Genomic DNA, 17,615 nt, shown 5'->3' with positions numbered 1-17,615 from the left:
GAACGCGGAGTAAAAAGATGGCAAACACGATCCGCCTGACTATGGCGCAGGCGTTGACCCGCTTTCTCACCCGTCAGATGACGGAGATCGACGGAGACACCGTGCCGATATTTGGCGGGGTCTGGGCGATCTTCGGGCATGGCAATGTCGCCGGAATTGGCGAGGCGCTCTATGGCGTTCGCGACGAATTGCCGACGTTCCGCGCCCATAACGAGCAGGCGATGGCGCATGCCGCAATTGCCTATGCCAAGACCCATTTCCGCCGCCGCTTCATGGCCGCCACCAGTTCCATCGGACCCGGCGCGCTCAACATGGTGACGGCGGCGGGCGTTGCCCATGTCAACCGGCTACCGCTGCTTCTGCTGCCGGGCGACGTCTTCGCCAGCCGTATCCCTGATCCGGTCCTGCAGCAGGCGGAAAATTTCGGCGACGGAACGCTATCGGTCAACGACTGCTTCCGACCGGTCTCGCGCTATTTCGACCGCATCACCCGGCCCGAACAGATCATCCCGGCGCTCAACCGCGCCATGCAGGTTCTGACCGACCCGGCCGAATGCGGCCCGGTGACGCTGGCGCTGTGCCAGGACGTACAGGCCGAAGCTTTTGATTACCCCGAAAGTTTCTTTGCTAAGCGGCTGTGGACCCCGCGCCGGCCGCGCCCGGACCGGCGTGAGATGGCCGAAGCGGTCGCTGCGCTAAGAGGAGCAAAAAAGCCGCTCATCATCGCCGGCGGCGGTGTCCTCTATTCGCAGGCGTGCGACGGGCTTCAAGAATTCTCGAATGCGACCGGTATTCCCGTCTGCGAGACACAGGGCGGCAAGTCCGCTTTGCCGGACGAGCATGCCCTCAACATGGCGGCGGTCGGCGTCACCGGCACTTCTGCCGCCAACCTTCTGGCCGAAGAGGCGGACGTCGTGCTGGCCATCGGCACGCGCCTGCAGGATTTTACCACCGGCTCCTGGGCGCTGTTCCGGAATTCCGGCAAGACTATCATCGGCCTGAACGTCCAGCCTTTCGACGCCGGCAAGCACCGCGCGCTGCCGCTGGTAGCCGACGCGCGCGAGGGCTTGGTGGAGCTTGGCGCGGCACTCGGTCGCTGGCAGGCGCCGGCTGCATGGACCGAGACGGCGAAGCGAGGCAAGGCCGAATGGCAAGCAGCAGCAGCCAAGGTGACCGCGCCCACCAACGCCCCGTTCCCGTCCGATGCGCAGGTCATCGGTGCTGTGCAGCGCGTCATGGGTTCGGGTGCGACCGTGCTGCACGCGGCCGGCGGACTGCCGGGCGAACTGCATAAGCTCTGGCAGGCGGGCGCACCGGGATCCTACCATGCGGAATACGGCTTCTCGACCATGGGCTACGAGATTGCCGGCGCGCTCGGGGCCAAGATGGCGAAGCCGGACAGGGAGGTCGTCGTCATGATCGGCGACGGCTCCTACCTCATGCTGAATTCCGAGATCGCGACCTCGGTCATGCTGGGCCTCAAATTGACCATCGTGCTGCTCGACAACCGCGGCTTCGGCTGCATCAACCGGCTGCAAATGGCGACCGGCGGCGCCAACTTCAACAATCTCCTGAAGGATGCGCGCCACGAGACGCTGCCCGACATCGACTTTGCCGCGCATGCTTCAAGCCTCGGCGCGATCGCTCAGAAAGTGTCCTCCATCGCCGACCTGGAAGCAGCCCTTGCGAGCGCGAAAGCCAACACCCGCACCACCGTCGTGGTGATCGATACCGATCCGCTGGCATCGACCGAAGCCGGCGGCACCTGGTGGGATGTCGCCGTGCCGGAAGTCAGCGCGCGCGGCGAGGTGAACGCGGCGCGCAAGGCCTATGAGCAGAAGCGGCAGGCGCAGAATATCGGCGATTGACCGACGCCCAACGCAGACAGACAAACGCCAGGAACCGGAGCAAGAGCTTGAAAGCCAGACTGGGCATGTCCCCCATCGCGTGGTGGAACGACGATCTCGTGGAACTGAGCGACGACGTGTCGCTGGAAGAGTGCCTGGCGCAATCGCGCTCCGCCGGCTTTACCGGCATGGAGATGGGCCGCCGCTTTCCCAGCGATCCCGCCATCATGCTGCCGATCCTGAAGAAGGCGGATGTCACCCTGTGCGGCGGCTGGTTCTCCGGCACGCTGGCGAATGAGGAGATGGCGGCCAACAAGGACCGCATCCAACCGATGATCGACCTGTTCAAGGCGGTCGGCGCGCCCTGCATCGTCTATGGCGAGGTTGGTCGGTCCATCCAGGGCGACCGGTCGAAGCCGCTCGCCACCAAGGCCGTGCTTGGCGACGATGAAATGAAGGCCTATGCCCGCAAGCTGACCGAATTCGGTGAATGGTGCGCCGGCCAGGGCATGCCACTCGCCTATCATCATCACATGGCGGCGGTGGTGCAATTCGAGCATGAACTGGATGCCTTCATGAACCATTCCGGCGAGGGTATTCCGCTGCTGCTCGACGCCGGCCATCTGGCCTTTGCCGGCGGCGACGTGCTGCGCGCCATCGACAGGCACCATGCCCGCATCAGCCATGTCCATGTTAAGGACGTGCGCATGGACGTGATCGCGGGACTGGACTGGTCGAAACAGTCCTTCCTCGATGCGGTAGCGCTGGGCACGTTTACCGTGCCGGGCGACGGCTCGCTGGATTTCGGCGCAATCGTCAAGAAGCTCGCGGGCCATGGCTATGAAGGCTGGTTCGTGGTCGAGGCCGAACAGGACCCGAAGAAGAATCCGCCGCTCAAGATGGCGCAAGTCGGCTACAAGGAACTGATGCGGGTAATGACCGCCGCAGGGTATACGGTCGAAACGCAGGGTTTTGGCTCCTGACCCTGGCGAGGCGATAGCGGAAACGATGTAATGGCAACGATCAAAGACCACGAGCACCCGTTCTTCCGGCCACTCTGGCGGCGCATCGCCATCGTTGCGGTCTGCTTCATCTGGGCAGGGCTGGAATATCTCGGCGGCTCGCCGACATGGAGCATGATCGCGCTGGCCTTTGGTGCTTACGGCGTGTGGCAGTTCTTCTACATCTACAAGCCCGTCGACGAGACCGCGCCGACGGTCGAACCGGACACCAAGGAATAGGCCAAGGACCAAGGCATGCCGAAACTGCACATTCGCCCGAAAAAAAATGGCTATGGCCGCCTTGTCCATGTGACACCGCAGAGCGCCGGCTGGACCTATGTCGGCTTCGGCCTGCATCGCCTGCGGCCCGGCGAGGCGGCGGCGGGAGAAACCGGCGACAGCGAGGTCTGCCTCGTTTTCATCACCGGCAAGGGCACCGTGGAAGCAGGCGGAAAACCGCTCGGCCTGCTCGGCGAACGCATGTCGCCCTTCGAGGGCAAGCCGTGGTCGGTCTATGTCCCGCAAGGGTGCGACTGGTCGGTGACGGCGGAGACGGAACTGGAACTGGCCGTCTGCTCGGCGCCGGGCCTTGGCGGTGGCCTGCCCGTGCGGGTCATCGCGCCGGACGGCCTCGGCCAGGAAACCCGCGGCAAGACCACCAATACGCGCTACGTCACCAACATTTTGCCGGAAGGCGATCCGGCGGATTCGCTGCTGGTGGTCGAGGTGATCACGCCGGGCGGCCACACGTCGAGCTATCCGCCGCACAAGCACGACCGCGACAACCTGCCGGCGGAATCGGCCCTGGAAGAAACCTATTACCACCGGATCAACCCGCCGCAGGGTTTTGCCTTCCAGCGCGTCTATACGGATGCCGATGAGCACGGCGTGCGGTCGCTGGACGAGGCGATGGCGATCGAGGACGGCGACGTGGTGCTGGTGCCGGAGGGCTATCACCCCTGCGCGGCCTGCCACGGATACGACCTTTATTATTTGAACGTCATGGCCGGGCCGAAGCGGACGTGGAAGTTCTACAATGCGCCCGAGCACGAATGGCTGATGAAGGCCTGACCCGGCGCTTTCTCGGGTAGATCGAATCCTGGACCGGAGCAGCATTGGCTGCTTCTCCTTGTAATTGCTGTGGAGGAAATAATGTACAGGTTTGGTCTTCTGGGCGCTGGCCGTATCGGCAAGGTTCACGCGCGCGCCATTGGCGCGAACCCGCAAGCCAGGCTGGTTGCGGTAGCCGACGCCATGGACAAGGCGGCGAAAGATCTTGCCACCGCCTATGGCGCGGAAGTGCGAACCATCGACGCCATCGAAGCGGCGGCGGATATCGATGCGGTCGTCATCTGCACGCCGACCGATACCCATGCCGACCTGATCGAGCGCTTCGCCAAGGCCGGCAAGGCGATTTTCTGCGAAAAGCCGATCGACCTCGACACCAAGCGCGTCCAGGAATGCCTTGCCGTCGTGGAAAAGACCAAGGCGGTGCTGATGGTCGGATTCAACCGCCGCTTCGATCCGCATTTCATGGCGGTGCGCAAGGCCATCGACGACGGCGCCATCGGCGCGGTGGAGATGGTGACGATTACGTCGCGCGATCCCGGTGCGCCGCCGGTCGATTACATCAAGCGCTCCGGCGGCATCTTCCGCGACATGACCATCCACGATTTCGACATGGCGCGTTTCCTGCTGGGCGAGGAACCGGTCGCGGTCAGCGCCCACGCATCGGTGCTGGTGGACAAGGCAATCGGCGAGGCCGGCGATTTCGACTCGGCCAGCGTCATCCTGGAGACCGCCTCCGGCAAGCAATGCATCATTTCCAACTCGCGCCGCGCCACCTATGGCTACGACCAGCGCATCGAAGTGCATGGCTCCAAGGGCATGGTCGCGGCGGAAAACCAGCGGCCGGTGTCAATCGAACTCGCTAATGAAAAGGGTTATACTCGCCCGCCGCTGCATGACTTCTTCATGACCCGCTATACGCAAGCCTACGCCAACGAAATCGCCGCCTTCATCGACGTTCTGGCCAAGGGCGGCAAGGCCAGCCCGAGCGGTGCGGACGGGCTTGCCGCGCTCCGGCTGGCGGATGCAGCACTGGCGTCGGCCACGTCAGGCAAGACCATCCGCTTGGACGCCTGAATAGCGCTGGAGCATCGGACCGGAAGCCGGCTTTCGGTCCGATGCTCCACTAACGCCTCATGGGCGGTTTTCGCCCATGCGGGCGAACGCTGCCGGATCGCTTGCCTTGAGCCTTGCCGCCAGCAGAACGCCCACAATCGCGGCCAGCGGTATCAGCGATGGCAAAACGATGCCGAGTGAGCCGCCGGCGGTCTGGGTCAGGTCGCCAAAATTCACGAAGATGTAGACGAACAACACGGCCATCACGATTGCCGACAGGGCCGGCAGGACCAGCGTGACCAAAGGGGAACGACTGGTCGGGTTTTTCTTGAAGAAGGCGATGACCGCAATGGAACACACGGTCATCATCGCCAGCACGCCCAGGGTTCCGATCTGCGCGATCCAGGTGAACATGTTGAGCACCGGGTCGAGGCCAAGGCCGGCGAAGATGGCGAGCACGATCAGCGCGCCCACCGACTGTACGATCGAGCCGATATGCGGGCTTTGATGGGTGTCGTGCGTCCGGCCGAACGCGGCCGGCAGCAGGCCCTCCCTCCCGGCTACATAGCTGTAGCGCGCTATGTAGTTGTGGAAGGAACTCAAGGCGGCAAACAGGCTGGTCACCAGCAGCAGCGCGGCAATCGTCGGCACCGGGCCGCCGACATATTGGCCAGCGAGATCGAAGAAGAACGTCGTCGGGTCCTCCGAAGCACCGAGCGTCGATTGCAGGTTTTCCGCACCGACCCCGACGACCATCAGCCAGGTCGTGAAAACATAGAAAGTGCCGATCAGCACGACCGACAGATAGGTCGCGCGTGCGATGGTCTTTTCGGGATCGCGCGCTTCCTCGGCGTAGATCGTCGTGGCCTCGAAGCCGATGAAGGAACCCAGGCAAAACAGAACGGCAACGGTAAACGAGCCGGAGAACATGGCGCTCGTGTCGAAGAAGTTGAACGAAAGCCCATGCGCGCCGCCCTGGCCGAGGATCCCGAAATCGACCAGCAACACGACCAGATATTCGAGGGCGACAAGCGCGACCAGTACCTTTGCCGAAAGGTCGACCTGCCGGTATCCCAGAAGGGCGACAAGGGCGATGGCAAGGAAACTCCAGGCCCACCAGGGCAGCACGATGCCCATGCTGGCGAAAACACCCGAGCTGATGCCGCCGAACAGGCCGATCAGGCCAAATTGCATCGCGTTGTAGGCGACAAGCGCGACGATGGCGCAGGCTCCGGCGGCATGACCGCCAAGACCCCGCGCCGCATAGGCATAGAATGCGCCCGCATTCGAGATGTGGCGCGACATGGCCACGTAACCGACCGAGAAGGCCAGCATCAACAGGGTAACAAGCAGGAACGTCGCCGGGAAGCCGGTGCCGTTGCCAAGCAGGAAGGCGATCGGCACGGCGCCGGCGATGCCGGTCAGCGGGGCCGCGGCCGAGATCACCATGAAGGTGACGGCGATCAGTCCGAGTGAATTCTTTCGAAGTCGATTGACCTCAATGCTGCTCATTTCAGTCTTCCTCCCCTTGTTGCCGCCCGGCGTCGGTCCCGCCAGCACCGGTGCTATCGCTTAGTTCCGTTCGACGCGTGATGCACGCGATCGCCGCGCTTTTCCTGTTGCGAAGGCCCTGCCCCGACGCGTTCCCGGCACCTGGCCAGGAATTGCCGCGTCGAGCCGTTCTGCTCGCCGGCCCGGCGCACGACCGAAACAATCGCCGCCTCCGGGAATTTGGCCTGCAAGGGCACGGTGCGAAACCGTTTTCCGTCAGGCCCGGTGTTGCTGTGCAATCCCTGCGGCACGATCGAGTAGCCGAGACCCTGGGCAACCAGCCCGCGCACCATGGCGAAGGACGGCGACTGAAAGCGGAAAACCGGTTTTTGGCCATTGCGCTCGAACAAGGCGACGGTCGCCGCCCTTACCGATGGAAGATCCAGCAGGACCATGGGCAGGTCGGATATTTCAGCGAGTGTCAGCTTCTCCCTTTCCGCCAAGGGATGATCCGCGCTCAGGATCACATGGGGTGCGGGCGGGCTGATGCGCTCGAAGGCGAGGTCCGGCTCGCTCGTGAATGCATGCGTGAGCGCCGCATCGATGCGGCCCGCCCTCAACTGCTCGATGAGGTCGTCATGGTCGGCCTCCAGGAGACTGATCTCCGTCTGCGGCTGCTGAACGGAGAAGTCGGCGACAAGACCGGGAACGAACTGCGGCCCGAGCGTCATGAAGAAACCGATGCGCAACTGTTGTTCGGCGGGCTGCGGCTGGTACTGGTCGGTCCCGATGGGGACGGCGCGACGATAGCCGCGATTGGCATAGACCAGAGGGGATCGCTGCTCCGAAATGTCGATCTGCTCGACTTCGCCGATGAAAATGAAATGCGTTCCCCAAAGCAGGGCTGTTTTCAACTCGCAATCGAAGGACACCAGCGCATCGGCAAGGATCGGAGCGCCGGTGGCGCCGCTGCGCCAGTCGACCGCGCCGAAGCGATCCGCCGTCACATGCTTGAGACGTCCCGAGAAAAGATCGGAGACATCGCTTTGTGCACCGGTCAGGACGTTGGCGCAGAAACGGCGGTTCTTCTTGATGGCCTCGCAGGCCGGGCTCAGGTGGTGAACGCTGATGAGCAGCGACGGCCGGCTCGTATCGGCGGAAACGGAGGTCATCGACGAGACGGTGACACCGAACCTTCCGGCATCTCCGTCCGTGGTCACGACGGTTACGGCGGCTGCAACCCGGCTCATGCCCTCCACGAATTGCTGGCGAAGGTCGGGGTTCATGGCCATCAGTCCAGATCGAAGAAGCGCTGGAGTTCGACGTCCGGCACTTTCTTGCAGAACTCGTCGAACTGGCTCTGGCGCGAGGCTGCGAAGGTTTCGACGAAGCGCGGCCCCAGCCAGTCCTTGGCGAAGGTCGAACTGCGCAGGCGCTCGATCGCCTCGGGCATGGAGCGGGCGAAATCCGGTCCGCCGGGGCTTTGAACATAGCCGTTGCCGATCACCTCCGGCAGCGGCTCGATCTTTTCCAGAATGCCGGCGACACCCGCCGCAACCGTGGCGGCAACCGTGAGATAGGGATTTGTATCGGCGCCCGGCAGGCGGTTTTCCACCCGCAGCGAACCGGCGTCATGGCCGACAACGCGGAAACAGGTGGTCCGGTTTTCGAACCCCCAGGTCAGGCCGGGCGGTGCGAAGGTGCCCGGAGCGAAACGGCGATAGGAATTGACAGTCGGCTGGAACAAAAGGGTCAGATCGCCGATATAGCGCTGCAGTCCACCGATATAATGCCGGAAGGTCTCCGAAACGCCGTTGCGTTGCGACGGGTCGTGCAGCACGGCTTGCCCGTCCTTGCCGGTGAGACTGGTGTGTACGTGGATCGACTGCGAATCCGCGTCCTCGTTCCAGCGCGGCATGAAGGTGACGCATTTGCCTTGGCGCTGGGCGAGAGCGCGCAGGAAATTCTTGAGAAGGACAAGCTGGTCGGCCGGCTCAAGCCCCGTTCCGGCCGCGATGCAGGCTTCCAGAAAGCCGCCGCCGATCTCTTCGTGCATCTTGGCGATGTCGATCCGCAGCGATTCACACATCGCTCCAACCGCTTCGTACCATTCCGTCTGCTGCGCCTGGTAGAGTACAAGGTCGTGGCTCTTATGCAGCGTCGCCGTAACGAGGTTCCGGTAGCCCTTGGCCCTAGCGCTCTCGGGCGTTTCGTTGAAAAGCGTATATTCGAGTTCCAGCCCGTAGCGCGGCGTGAAGCCGGCCGTCGCCGCGCGGTCGATGACGCTGCGCAGAATGGAGCGCGGGCATAGTTCAGCTGTGGGGCCGGAATAGTTGCCCAGCACCAGCAGGTCGTAGCCCGGCTTCGACCAGGGAAGCCGGCGAAGCGTGGTGTGGTCGAGCATCAGCGGATCGTCGTGGAAATCGGCCGTCTCGTCGGTTATGCCCGGCGCCGTCAGCACGACGTCCGTCGGGTCGAGCGCGAAGGTCACCGGCGACATGCCCATGCCGTTCTTGGCGATGCCGGCAAGCAAGGCGACCGACACCATCTGCCCACGCAGCAGGCCGTTGGTGTCGGTCATGGCCACCGTCGCGAACCGGCTCGTTGTGTCCGCGATATAGTCGGCAAGCGTCATGGTTGCTCCGTCAGGAAAAAGGGTGGCGTCTTGAGACTGGCGAGTTCGGCCACGTCCTCGTCGGGGTGAAGGGAATAGGCGCGCAGGAAAACCGTCAAGCCGTTGCGGACATAGCGCTCCAGGTCGCGGCGGTCCGGAACATAGTCAGGCACATGCAGCGCCTTGTTGCGCGGCGCCGACAAGATGAGGCCCCAGAGATCTTCGGCCGCCAGTTCGGCGTCGTCGAAGCTTAGCCGGTTCAGCGCGCGTTGCCGCGTCAGATAGTCGACCATGCCGCGAAGGACGTGATCGGGGCCTGATGCCTGATAGGCACGGCCGATATCCGGAAACCGCTGCGCCTCCGAAATGATCAGGCGCGCAAGCGACAGCATATCCGGCCGCATGACGATGTCGGCGTAGCGCCAGGCGAAGGCGTGCAATTCGCCGACCATGCTCGCAGTCTCGGCCGGGCGCTGGAACACATCGAGCATCTCGTTGCGTTCTTCCGTCATCATGGCGTTGAACAGTTCTTCCTTGGACGGAAAATACTGGTAGAGGGTCGGCTTCGTCAGCCCGGCGGCGGCGGCGATCACGTCCATCGACGCGCCCGAAAAACCCTTGTCCGAAAACTCGCGCATTGCCGCATCGACGATGCTTTGCCGGCGAAGCATACGGTTCAACTCACGCTTTGGAAGGGCGCTCATGGCGCAATCCCCCGAAGCCATTCCAGGAGGATGGTATTATAGGCTTCCGGCTGTTCCACATTGCAGACATGGCCGGCGTCGGGAATGACCTCGAAGCGAATGGAGGCAAGCGCTGCTTCTTGGAGAATGCGCCGGGCAACGCCGCGAATCTCGGCTGGCGGCGCAAGCCTGTCGTGTTCGCCCGTCATCATCAGAACCGGCATGGTCAACCTCGAAAAGTCGAAGCGCTCTGGCGGATGCGTGAAACAGTGGAGCGCGTCGCGGTACGTGGCCACCGGAATGGCGGTCATCGAGGCCAGCAATGTTGTGCGCACGGCCTCGCCGGCATTGGGTCCGGCGAGAACTTCGACCACGGCCGGTGCGAAATCCGCCGGCACCTTGCCAGCGGCCAGCGGCGCTTCGCGGGACTGGCGGAAGGCCTCCCGCTCAGTTACGCCCGCTTCCGACATGCCGGTGCAACCGCCCGACAGGACCAATCCGGACAGCCGGTCCGGATTGCGCATGGCAAAGGACGTGGCGATCCACGAGCCATAGGAGAGGCCGACCAGGATCAGCTTTTCCGCACCGAGGGCCGATGCAACCCGGAGGATGTCGTCGCAATAGGCGTCAATCGTCGTCGGCGCGGAACCTAATTGGCTGCCGCCATAACCGCGCAGATCCAGCGCTGCCGCGCGCCAATGAGCGCCGACGGCCTGGAGTTGGGGAACCCAATTGCTGCGCTCGCCGCCAATGCCGTGCAGAAAGAGCACGAGTGGCTCTCCCGCTCCATGCGAGGCTGTAATCTCAAGCCGGGGCTGGCCGGCGACGGAAATCGTTTCCAACGAGATCGAACGGGGCGACGATCCATGTCGAGGTGGCCTGATCGGCTTGGCCGCGCCCGTATCGGCGAGCGACCCCAATGCCGCTATCCCCGCCTCGAAAACCGTTTCGGTGCCAAGTGCTGCATCCTTGGCGCGGTGCGCCGGCGCTTCGATCAGCGCCGTCCACTCGATCGCGCTGCCGCCGTCCTCGCGCCCGCTTACGCTCAATTGCGCACAATATCCGTCGATGCCTTCGATGCCTGCGAGATGTTGGTAGGCAAGCGTGCGGTCACTGTCCGAAAAATAGGTTTTCTGCTCTTCATAGAGGGTGTCGTCGCCCCTGGCCTTGAACCGCCGGACCTCGGCTCCTCTTTTGTCCCGGCGCGTTTCGATCCGCTCGATGAAGGGGTGCCAGGCACCGCCAAAATCGCGCGCGATCGCCCAGACCGCCCCTGGTTCGGCGGCCGCCATGCCTGTGACCCGAACCAGTTCCGTCGCCATCGCCTAGCGAACGCCCGCCGATGCCGATGAAGCCCCGCGCCAAAGCGACGAACGGGCGCCGCCCTCGTCTCCGGGCGCGCCGTCCAGTTCTTCGAGGTCGTAGAGCGTCAGCACCGAGAGATAGTCCTCCATGATTTCCGCGGTGTAGGGCAGCATCAGCGCGCCGCAGCGGCTGTCGCGGTACATGCGCTCGAGCGGCAGGGACTTCAGCATCGACTGGCCGCCGCAGGTCCGGATCGCCAGCGCGGCAATTTCCTGGACACCGTCCATGACGTTGTATTGCGCCGCATAGATGCGCAGCACCTGCGCCTTGGTCGGGAACCCCTGCGCTTCCATGAAAGCCTGCCACCACAGCGCGCGCATGCTGGCCAGTTTGGCGTACATCTTGCCGACGGTGATGCGCTTGGTTGCGAACATGCGGCGGTCGGCAGCCGACTGGCCCGCCACCTCGCCGCGCAGATAGGCGACGGTGAAATCGAACGCGCCCTGCGCCACGCCCATATAGGTCGGCGACAATGTCGCCATCATGTGCGGCCAGTTCGGCAATGTCTTGATGAAGATGCCGCGCGGCATCATCAGGTCTTCTTCCGTCACGAAAACGTCCTTGAGCACGAGGTCGCGGCTGTTGGTGCCGCGCATGCCCAGCGGATCCCAGCTTCCGGTGACGGTCAGGCCGGGCGTGTCCTTGTGGACGATGAAAATCATCGTGTCTTCGTGGCGCGGCTCGACGCCCTCGAAATGCTCGGTGCATACGATGGAATAGTAGTCGCAATAGCCAGCCAGCGACGCGAATTTCTTAAAACCGTTGATGCGCCAGCCGCCATCGACCTTCCTGCACCAGGTCTGTGCCGGTTTCGAAGTCCAGTTCTGGCCGGCTTCGGAGATCGGCTGCGAATAGATGCCCTGCTCCTTCACCGCGCGGCGGAACTGACGCTCGCGCAGCGGTGCGAATGCCGCGCGCTCCGCGTCGGTCAGGCTCGGCAGTTCGTACATGAAGCGCGACCACATCATCGACGAGTTGTGCATGTTGAAGGTGAGAGCGGTCGCGCCGCAATATTTGCCGATTTCCGCGCCGGCCATCGCATATTCGCCGAGGCTGAAGCCATGGCCGCCGAATTCCTGCGGCACCGTCAGGGTCAGCAGCCCTTCCGCGGCAAGATCCCTGTAGTTCTCGACCGGAAAGGACGCATCGTCGTCGACCGCCTTGGCTCTTGGCGCAAAGCGCTCGCGGCCCAGTTCGTTGATGCGCTCAAGCACCGCCAGAACTTCCGGACGGATGCGCGAGAGGTCGTAATAGTCTGCGGGTTCGCTCATCAACTGTCCTCGTCGTGTCAGGCAAGTTCGCCCTGGAGGCGGCCGTCTTTCACGACGACCCTTCCATCGAGGGCTATGGTGCAATTGCGCATTGGCAGGTCGAAATGGCCTTGCGTGAAGCGCCCGGCATATTGATTTGCCCCGGTCGACCAGAGGAAATTGCCGGCCCAGGCGCGAAATTCGACGGCCTGCATGTCGCGCTTGTCGTAGAGCGCGCCCGATACCCAGCGCGCCTGCGGGTTCATGCCCCAGCCGACATGCGACATGCCATAGGCGAGCGGATCGTCCCAGGCTTCCATGTAGTCGCGGAACAATTGCGCATCGAGGCCGTCGCCCTTAATAGCGGTAACGAAATCGTTCTCGACCGTGAAGTCGATGCGGCCCGAAAGATAGGACTTGAAGGTGAGGTTCATGTCGCCGACGTCCATGACGATGCGCCCGCTCACCGTACCCGGACCGGGGAAAGCCAGGCACAGGCCGCCGGGCCAATGCGCCACTGCGCCCGGCGTGGTGGCGAAGCCGGGGGTGCCGCCGCAGGGCGCACCCTTGAGGTCGATCGTGAGATCGGTTCCCGCCGCAGACGTCACGCGCATTTCGCCGGCTTCGCGCAGCATCTGAATGCCAAGCGCCACCTTGGGCCCAAGCTCGGCGCGCGGTTCGCAGCGCTCGAGGATTTCAGGATGCTCGTTGCAGACGACGAGTATCCTTGCGCCCGCCTCCTCGATCTCGGGCCATTCGGCGGCATGGATCATGCCTTCGACCGTGCAGTCGACGATGCATTCGCACTGCTTCATCGCCTCGATGGCGGCACGGTTGCCCTGGATGGCGAGCGACGCTCCCGTCGACTTGACCGGCACCGGCGCGGTCTGGCGGGGCGTCGGCATGGTGATGGTGCAATAGTCGGCGCCAAGGTCGTGACAGGCGAGGTCCGAGAGTTGGACCAGAACGGGACGCGACTGGCTCTCAGCGACAATCGCTACCCGCGTGCCCTTGCCTATGCCGTTGAGGGCGAACACGCGCCGAAAGCAGGCGAGCCATTTTCCCTCTATCCGCTCCTGCAGCATCACCCCTCCCGGCTAGCTCAAAATTACTTTACTGATGAGTAAAGCTATTTCAGCTTTGCCAGCGCGTCAACAGGCATTGTGACGTGAGAAATCGATCTCAATGCAGTCCGTTAATCCCAGCGATTCGCAAAGAGGCCAACGATCAGGACGAGGCCGACCGATCACGCTGCACCACGACGCTCAACAGGGCCAGGATGCCTGAACCGAACATCAGCACGAAGGACACTGCGTTGAGGACCGGCGTCGATCCTACCTTGGCCATGCGATCATACATGGTGATGGTCAGCGGTGCTTCCGATCCGACAAGCATCAGCGTCGTGTTGAAGTTTTCGAAGGAAACCAGGAAGGCGACGATAAAGGCTGACACCAGTGCCGGCATCAGAAATGGCAGGGTGATCGTGCGCAGGACCCGGTAGCGGCTGGCACCCAGATTATACGCCGCCTCTTCCTGCGCGATATCGAACTTGCGCAACCGCGCCGCGATGACCAGCGACGTGATGGTGGTAAGGAACGAAAACTGACCGACGACGATCAACGGAACGCCCGGCCGCAGAAACGACCAGTCGTAGCCCAGCGTATCCTCCACACCGTTAGCCAGCATACTGGCGGCGACAAGAATGGATATGCCGACAATGACACCCGGTATGACGAGCGGCACGATCATCAATATGTAGAGTACCGATTTGCCGGGAAACTCATGGCGCTCGAACAGGAACGCGTTGCAGGTGCCAACCAACACCGTCAGCGTCGATACGATGAGGCCGATCTTGAATGAAGTCGCCAGGCTCTCAAGCAGCCGCCGGTCATGAAACAGGCCGAGCTTCGGGTCCGCATCGTTGAAAAACCAGCCCAGCGTCCATCCCTGCCACGGCAGCGACGGGAAGAGCGAATCGTTGAATGCAAACAGGCCGGCCGTCACCAGCGGCGCGGCCAGATAGATGAAGAACACCGCCATATAGGCGCTGTAGAGAAAGCTCGGAAGCGGCGCTTGCGGTGCGGCGATGTTCATTGCCTTGGTCCGCGCCATCACTTTGCCACCGTGGAAGCGAGGTTCTGTCCGGTAAGGCGCAAGCCAAGCCAGACGACCGCGGAGGTGAACGCCAGCAACACGACGCCGAACGTCGCGCCGGCCTCCCAATTGTAGCGGGTGATGAACTGGTTGTAGATCTGCTCGGTAAACCACATGCTGTTTTTTCCGCCCAGCAGCACCGGCGTCAGATAGCTTCCGGCCGTCAGCATGAAGACGATGATGCAGCCCGCGACGATGCCCGGCATGGCGTATGGCAAGACGATACGGCGGAAGACGGTCAGGCGGCTGCCGCCGAGATTGAGGCCGGCCTCGATCAGGCTGTCGTCCATGCCGTCGAGGGTGGAGACAAGCGGCACGATCATGAACAGAACGACAGTGTAGACCAGGCCGACGACCACCGTTGCATCATTGTAGAGAAACTCGACCGGCCCGGAGACCAGCCCGGTCGCCTGCAGGATTTTCGATACGACACCGGTTTCACGCAGCAATATGATCCAGCCGAAGGCCCGCACGAGGTCGCTCACCCATAGCGGCACGAGACACAGCAGGAAGAGTGCGGCGCGTGAACGCCGCTGCGCCACCTTGGCGATGTAGTAAGCGACTGGGAAACCCACCAGCAAGGCCAGCACGGTGACCAGGATCGACATGACGGCGGTGCGAAGCAGGGTGCGCCAATAGATCGGCTCACCGAGGAAGTCCCGGTAATTGGCCAGACCGGCGACATACTCTCCCGGACCGACCTTCTCGCGCAGCGAAATTCCAAGAATGCCCAGTTGGGGCAGCACGATGAGGACGCCGATCCACAACAGGAACGGCATCAAGAGAAGAATGAAGGAAAGACGGCGCGCTTCGACGGCGGTCATGGATCAGACACCCTGGCTCGTCGGCGCAAAGCAAAGCGTACGCGCATTGGCAAAGCCGAGCGACACCGCGTCCCCCACCTTCAAGGCCAGTTCGCCGTTCATATCCTGGCCGTCGACCTCCATCAGCGCGCCGGACCGGGTGCGCACCAGGATCCGGCTGTTGGCCCCGTTGAACAGCAAGCTATCGACGGTTCCGGCAAGACGATTGTACATCTCGGATGGTTTTTCCTTAACCACCGCGATCGCTTCCGGCCGCACGAACACTTCCACCCTGTCGCCCTTCGCAAACGAACTACCCGTCGTGGCGACCAGCATGCCCTCGCCTTCGATCTCGACCTGACAGGTGTCGTTTCCCGCCGACACGACCTTGCCCTGCCAGCGGTTGCTGTCGCCGACGAACCCGGCAACAAAGCCGCTGCTCGGCCTATGGTAGAGTTCGCGCGGCGTGCCGATCTGCTCGAACCGGCCTGCATTCATGACCGCGACATTGTCGGACATGACCAGCGCTTCCGACTGGTCGTGGGTGATGTAGAGGAATGTCGTGTTGAACTGCTGCTGCAACAGCTTCAGTTCGATCTTCATGCGCTCGCGTAATTTGAGGTCCAATGCGCCGAGTGGCTCGTCGAGCAGCAGAACGTCCGGCTGCAAAACCATGCAGCGGGCAATGGCGATGCGCTGCCGCTGCCCGCCGGAAAGCTGGTTGACCTGTTTGTGGGCAACATCGGGAAGGCCGATGCGGCCAAGCACCTCGCGCACCTTCTCCTCGATCTCGGCCTTTCCAGCGCCCCGGCAACGCAGGCCGTAAGCAATGTTCTCGCCCACATTCATCATTGGAAACAACGCCAGATGCTGGAAAACCATCTTCACGTTGCGCTTGTTGGGCGGGCTGTCCAGCACCGATTTTCCCTTGATCCTTATGTCGCCGGCCGAAGGGTTTTCGAAACCGGCGATCATGCGCATCAGGGTGGTCTTGCCGCAGCCCGACGGTCCGAGGATTGAAAAGAACGATCCGGCGGGCACATCCAGCGAAACGCCGGATACCGCCGTCAGCTTGCCGAAATTCTTGGTCACGTCCAGGCATTGCAAATCGAACATGAAAACTCCGGTCAAAGCGGCGGTGGGCCTGCGCCTGCCGCCGCTTTTTGATCAGTTTGACGATGCGGCCTGGATTTTTTCCAGAGCCTTGCCTTCGAGGTCTTCCAGTCCGGCAGGAATGTTGGCGAAGAATTTCAGGTTGGCAATGTCTTCGGGCTTGAAGGCCGCCTCAACCGCCGCCCGCTTGTCTTCCGGCATCATCGAGATGCCATCCTTGACGGCAACGATGGCGCCGCTTTGAGCCGACATCAACGGAACGATCTCGGGCTGCATGACGAAATTGATCCACTTGTAGGCGGCATCGTCCGCCTCGCCCTTGCGCGGCATCGCGAAGGTGTCGATCCATGCCAACGCGCCGGTCGCCGGCGGCACGAACACGATGTTCGGGTTCTGGCCGTAGAGCTTGTAGGCGGTGGAATCCCACGTCTCCGAAGCGATCACTTCGCCCGACAGCATCAAGGCCGAAAGGTCGTCGCCGGCTTTCCAATAGGTTTTGATATTGTCCTTGCAGGCGATAAGCTTCTCGGTCACCTCGTCGAGGAGCTTTTGATATTCGCCGAGATCGCCATAGGCCGCGAACGGATCCTTGCCCATGGAAAACGCCATGCCGAGCAAGATGGTGCGGCGCAGGCGCATTGAGGTCCGGCCCTTATATTGCGGGTCGCAGAGATCGGCCCAATTCTTGATGTTCGGAGCCTTGGTCTTGTCGACCATCAGGCCGGACGTGCCCCATTCCATCGGCACGGCGTAGACTTCGCCGTCGATCGTCGTGTTGGCCTTGACGCCTTCCAGCAACTTCGGGTCCATCGCATCCGTGTTGATCTTGGAAAGATCGAGCGGCTTGTAGATGTTGAATTCCTTCTGGGCGGAGAAGATGCGATCATGGCTCGGCTGCGCCAAATCGAAGCCCGCGCCGCCGGTCGCGCGCAGCTTGGCGACCATTTCCTCGTTGTTCGAGAAGGTCACCTCGACCTTGATGTCGGGATATTTTGCCTCGAACATTTCAATGACCTTGTCGGGCGCGTAGTTGCCCCAGGTCAGCAGCCTGAGCGTCGATGCCTCCGAATGCGCCGGCCCGGCCATGAGCGCCAGGGCGATTGCGCTGGTGGCGAGGTATTTCAACTGGGAAAGCTTCATCTTACATCCTCCTCCGCGCCGGCTTATCCG

General features: G+C 62.7%; 16 protein-coding genes. 5 read left to right on the top strand and 11 right to left on the bottom strand.

The genetic code is table 11. The annotated features are described in order from the left end of the window. The first annotated feature begins 17 nt into the window (after positions 1 to 17). From iolD to iolG, 5 genes are all read left to right on the top strand, one after another. Positions 18 to 1,868 carry a 3D-(3,5/4)-trihydroxycyclohexane-1,2-dione acylhydrolase (decyclizing) gene (iolD, locus tag ACX3P1_RS00835; RefSeq protein WP_459077627.1) on the top strand — a complete coding sequence of 617 codons (1,851 nt, stop codon included), beginning with the start codon at positions 18 to 20 and terminating at the stop codon, positions 1,866 to 1,868. A 47-nt stretch (positions 1,869 to 1,915) separates the two neighbouring features. Then, positions 1,916 to 2,830, top strand: a complete 915-nt coding sequence (iolE, locus tag ACX3P1_RS00830) for a myo-inosose-2 dehydratase (RefSeq protein ID WP_459077626.1) — start codon at positions 1,916 to 1,918, stop codon at positions 2,828 to 2,830. A gap of 30 nt (positions 2,831 to 2,860) precedes the next feature. Then, a complete protein-coding gene (locus ACX3P1_RS00825) occupies positions 2,861 to 3,088 on the top strand; it encodes a DUF3329 domain-containing protein (protein WP_459077625.1) in 228 nt (75 codons plus the stop codon). Positions 3,089 to 3,103: 15 nt separating this feature from the next. After that, on the top strand, positions 3,104 to 3,919 hold the full coding sequence (gene iolB / locus ACX3P1_RS00820; protein WP_459077624.1) for a 5-deoxy-glucuronate isomerase: 816 nt from the start codon (positions 3,104 to 3,106) through the stop codon (positions 3,917 to 3,919). Positions 3,920 to 3,997: 78 nt separating this feature from the next. Next, the gene (gene iolG, locus ACX3P1_RS00815) at positions 3,998 to 4,993 is read left to right on the top strand and encodes an inositol 2-dehydrogenase (RefSeq protein WP_459077909.1); all 996 of its coding nucleotides are present in this window, start codon (positions 3,998 to 4,000) and stop codon (positions 4,991 to 4,993) included. A 57-nt stretch (positions 4,994 to 5,050) separates the two neighbouring features. Here iolG and ACX3P1_RS00810 read toward each other — a convergent pair whose 3' ends face one another. The 11 genes from ACX3P1_RS00810 to ACX3P1_RS00760 all read right to left on the bottom strand — a co-directional run bounded on the left by ACX3P1_RS00810 (position 5,051) and on the right by ACX3P1_RS00760 (position 17,585). Next, positions 5,051 to 6,484, bottom strand: a complete 1,434-nt coding sequence (locus tag ACX3P1_RS00810) for an APC family permease (RefSeq protein WP_459077623.1) — start codon at positions 6,482 to 6,484, stop codon at positions 5,051 to 5,053. Positions 6,485 to 6,537: 53 nt separating this feature from the next. Then, complete coding sequence (locus tag ACX3P1_RS00805) at positions 6,538 to 7,749, bottom strand: LysR substrate-binding domain-containing protein (RefSeq protein ID WP_459077622.1); 1,212 nt, start codon at positions 7,747 to 7,749, stop codon at positions 6,538 to 6,540. Positions 7,750 to 7,754: 5 nt separating this feature from the next. Beyond that, entirely contained in the window at positions 7,755 to 9,098 is a 1,344-nt protein-coding gene (locus tag ACX3P1_RS00800; RefSeq protein WP_459077621.1) for a glutamine synthetase family protein, read from the bottom strand. Next, complete coding sequence (locus tag ACX3P1_RS00795; protein ID WP_459077620.1) at positions 9,095 to 9,781, bottom strand: TetR/AcrR family transcriptional regulator; 687 nt, start codon at positions 9,779 to 9,781, stop codon at positions 9,095 to 9,097. The genes ACX3P1_RS00800 and ACX3P1_RS00795 overlap by 4 nt, the downstream gene beginning before the upstream one ends. Further along, entirely contained in the window at positions 9,778 to 11,052 is a 1,275-nt protein-coding gene (locus ACX3P1_RS00790) for an alpha/beta fold hydrolase (protein WP_459077619.1), read from the bottom strand. The genes ACX3P1_RS00795 and ACX3P1_RS00790 overlap by 4 nt, the downstream gene beginning before the upstream one ends. A 33-nt stretch (positions 11,053 to 11,085) precedes the next feature. Further along, complete coding sequence (locus tag ACX3P1_RS00785) at positions 11,086 to 12,396, bottom strand: acyl-CoA dehydrogenase family protein (RefSeq protein ID WP_459077618.1); 1,311 nt, start codon at positions 12,394 to 12,396, stop codon at positions 11,086 to 11,088. A 17-nt stretch (positions 12,397 to 12,413) separates the two neighbouring features. Beyond that, a complete protein-coding gene (locus ACX3P1_RS00780; RefSeq protein WP_459077617.1) occupies positions 12,414 to 13,460 on the bottom strand; it encodes a M29 family metallopeptidase in 1,047 nt (348 codons plus the stop codon). A gap of 142 nt (positions 13,461 to 13,602) precedes the next feature. Further along, the gene (locus tag ACX3P1_RS00775; RefSeq protein WP_459077616.1) at positions 13,603 to 14,469 is read right to left on the bottom strand and encodes an ABC transporter permease; all 867 of its coding nucleotides are present in this window, start codon (positions 14,467 to 14,469) and stop codon (positions 13,603 to 13,605) included. A 17-nt stretch (positions 14,470 to 14,486) separates the two neighbouring features. Next, entirely contained in the window at positions 14,487 to 15,353 is an 867-nt protein-coding gene (locus ACX3P1_RS00770; RefSeq protein WP_459077615.1) for an ABC transporter permease, read from the bottom strand. A gap of 3 nt (positions 15,354 to 15,356) precedes the next feature. Then, positions 15,357 to 16,448, bottom strand: a complete 1,092-nt coding sequence (locus ACX3P1_RS00765) for an ABC transporter ATP-binding protein (protein WP_459077614.1) — start codon at positions 16,446 to 16,448, stop codon at positions 15,357 to 15,359. Positions 16,449 to 16,499: 51 nt separating this feature from the next. After that, complete coding sequence (locus tag ACX3P1_RS00760) at positions 16,500 to 17,585, bottom strand: extracellular solute-binding protein (RefSeq protein ID WP_459077613.1); 1,086 nt, start codon at positions 17,583 to 17,585, stop codon at positions 16,500 to 16,502. Between the last annotated feature and the right edge of the window lie 30 nt (positions 17,586 to 17,615).

Source organism: Mesorhizobium sp. A623 (genome assembly GCF_054489405.1).
The sequence above is the reverse complement of the archived record's forward strand: the minus strand, read 5'-3'. Positions and strand labels throughout refer to the sequence as shown.